The organism is Cupriavidus gilardii, from assembly GCF_017598945.1.
In the GTDB taxonomy this organism is placed as follows: domain Bacteria; phylum Pseudomonadota; class Gammaproteobacteria; order Burkholderiales; family Burkholderiaceae; genus Cupriavidus; species Cupriavidus gilardii_E.
This window is the reverse complement of the sequence record NZ_JAGFTW010000018.1, coordinates 1-2735: the sequence shown is the minus strand read 5'-3', so window position 1 is coordinate 2735 and position 2735 is coordinate 1. Positions and strand designations below refer to the sequence as shown.

The following is a 2735-nucleotide window of genomic DNA, read 5'->3' as shown; positions in this document are numbered from 1 at the left end:
CGTTAATTTGCATAAATTTGTTACCCGTTTTTGCATAAATTTGTTACCCGCCCCTAGGCGCTTACCTTTCGGAGGCTGGCAGTTTCGATGACGGCACAGCCGGCGACTATGCCGGGAGCGCCGTGTGCTCTCTCTACCGTTTGCACGTGCTCGCGCCCCCGCCTGCGAGATACCCCTGTCCGAGTTGTCGGCCTCTTTGCTAGCCGTGTAAAGTGACGCAAAGTTACTTTAGGACACTGCCGTGGCGTGGCAGACAATTCGGGGGGCGGACATGGAATCTTCGGCGGTGCCTTGGTCACAGGGCGTGCAAGTACTGTCTTGGCTGGCGCGCGAGCCATGTGTGCGAAATCCGGATGCTGTAGCGCGAGCGTGGGAGGTGATGGCCCCTGCCGCACCGACGCTGGCCGATTGCGGACGGATGTATGCAGCCTATGGCCGGAGCTTTTCAGTCGCCCAACTGCGCTACATCGCGCAGCATTCGGCAGCGCTGTCGCTCGCGCGCTGGGCGGCCTCCGGTTGGCCTTATCTGCGGTTCAATGAGGACCATGGCTTTACCGCCGGCCCCACCTACGTCGCGCTCCGACCAGGTCAGGTGACGCCCAGCTTCTGGGCATTTTGCTTCGGCACCGTGACCATGTTCGGCCTGGCCGTCGCGGCATTCACCTATGGCAAGACTTCCGGCGGCGTGGGCGGTTTGGTGCTGGCGGCCATCTGCTTGGCCTTTCTGATGCTCGAGTTCGTCGATTTGCGCAGCCGTCACCATGCACGGCGCGCGATCGCCCTGTGCGCGGCGGGGCCACACGCCGACAGCATGACGGTCGCCGTGATGCCAACAAGGGGATTCGGCTTGAAGGATTCCGTGTTTTGAGCCCGAACCGCTCGGCAACGAAGGGGCAAGATTGTAGTCCCTTATTCGTCCGTACAGCCCGCTATTGGCGCCCTTGCGGGTGTCATTTACGCCCCAAATGCCTCTCCGATCTGCCTTGCCCTTTTTACCTCGTCGCTGTGCAGGTAGATCGACGTCGTCGACACGGACGCATGCCGCAGGTTGTCTCGAACGATGGTCAGTTCCGCGCCGCTTCCTAGCGCGTGTGTGGCGTGCGTATGGCGCATCCAGTGGGGACTGGCGCGGCGCAGCTTGTCCGCCGCCGCGGGATGGTCTGCACCAATGACATCCGCAGCCAGCTTGAAGAACCGCTTCACCACATGCCATAGCCGCGTGCTGGAGATGCCGATCTCGGGCTCGCTGCCCAGATCACCGACCAGGCGGACCTCGGGACGCCACAAACGCCGACTGATGGGCAGTCCGCGTTCCGTCAGGTAGCGCTCCACCGCCCGCCGCGCCAACGGGGGCATTGCCACGTTGCCGCTGCGGCCGCCCTTGCCGGTCAGCTCGAGCCATTCGTCGCCTTGCGCGTCGGTCCAGATATCCCCGAGCGTGGCTCCTACCAGCTCGCTGGGACGTAGCCCCGTTGCATAGGCAAAATCCAGCACGAAGCGCAGGCGCTGCGCCGCGGCGGCCTCCCAACCGTAGGACCACTCGAGCCCGTCGGCAATGGTCCGCACCAACTTCCATTCACCGTCGGTAAAGGCGCGCGAATTGTCCAGCGCCGCGGTGCGGCCGCCGCCGCGCACCTTGATGCCGGCGAAGGGATTGGCCAGCACGTAGCGTTGCTCGACCAGCCACCGGAACATCGCCCCAAGGATGGACAGCGCATGGGCGACCGAGCGTGCGGCCAGCGCACCGGTGAACGGCCGCCAGTCCGGCGACGAGCGCGGGCGTGGCGGCCCGACCCACCGCTCTCGTGGCATGGGACGCCGCAGGAAGGCGCGGTAGGCCACGGCGTCTTCGGTGGTCAACGACGACAGCGGCCGCTGACGCTCGACGATGGCCCACAGGATCAGCCGTTCCGCTTCCTTGCGGTAGGTGCGGTGAGTAGCCGGTGACTCGTGCAGCGCCAGCCAGGCCTGCACCGCCTCGTAGTCGTTGTCCGCGGTCAAGGTGCACGTCGCGCGCGGGGCGCGAAAGCGCCCTTCGGAGCCGTCGACCTGATGGGGCAAGCGTAGCTGCTCCCACGGCACGACGCTGCTGCGCCGCTCCTGCACGATCAGCGCGCGGGCCCGCTCGGTCAGCTCGGGATGCGCGGCGAAGAACGCCTCGATCTGTCTGGCACCGGTCGCGCCCAGCCTCGGGATGGCTGCCCACCAGCGTCGGCGCCTGGGCACGCGCACCGTCAGCGCCGCCAGCGTCTCGATGCCGTGGGCGCGCAGGGCGGCGACGGCGCGGGCCGGTAGCCAGCGGCCGATGTCGTCGGTGATCGCTGGCTGTGGCGTCGGCAGCGTGCGCAGGACCTCGATAGCACGGTCGGCCACCCTGCCCTGCGCCACCCGCGCCGACGCCGGCATCTCGAACAACGCGGCCAGATCGTCGCGGCCGCGCTCGCGTGCCAGCAAGGCAAGCCGGCGGCGAATGCGGCCCAGCACGGCGCGCGAGGATTGGCCGCGCGCCCTCTCCTCCCCCAGGTATTGCGCCACGGCTTGCCGGGAGCTCAGGCCGGCATGCCAGGCACGCAGCGCGGCCAGGGACGCGGCATCGGGGAGTGCCGTGGAGGCATCGGTCGGGGCCGTATCCATACCCGTGCTGGCGGATGATGTGGAGTTAGGTAGGGTCAGGCGTGATTTCATGGGGGCCAGTTTAGCGCAGCGAACTGGCTATTACGATAAGGATACTTATC

Annotated in this window: 2 protein-coding genes; one reads left to right on the top strand and one right to left on the bottom strand. The window is 66.7% G+C overall.

Annotated elements, in window-relative coordinates; all coding sequences use genetic code 11:
- The first annotated feature begins 379 nt into the window (after positions 1 to 379).
- Positions 380 to 868 carry a hypothetical protein gene (locus J5T34_RS07900; protein ID WP_012435765.1) on the top strand — a complete coding sequence of 163 codons (489 nt, stop codon included), beginning with the start codon at positions 380 to 382 and terminating at the stop codon, positions 866 to 868.
- 86 nt (positions 869 to 954) lie between these two features.
- On the opposite strand, the gene J5T34_RS07895 is transcribed toward J5T34_RS07900, so the two are convergent.
- Complete coding sequence (locus J5T34_RS07895; RefSeq protein WP_041672593.1) at positions 955 to 2685, bottom strand: phage integrase family protein; 1731 nt, start codon at positions 2683 to 2685, stop codon at positions 955 to 957.
- Between the last annotated feature and the right edge of the window lie 50 nt (positions 2686 to 2735).

Coding starts and splice junctions, on each gene's coding strand:
- J5T34_RS07900 (WP_012435765.1), top strand. CDS start 380: ATGGCCCCTGCCGCACCGACGCTGGCCGATTGCGGACGGATGTATGCA.
- J5T34_RS07895 (WP_041672593.1), bottom strand. CDS start 2,685: ATGAAATCACGCCTGACCCTACCTAACTCCACATCATCCGCCAGCACG.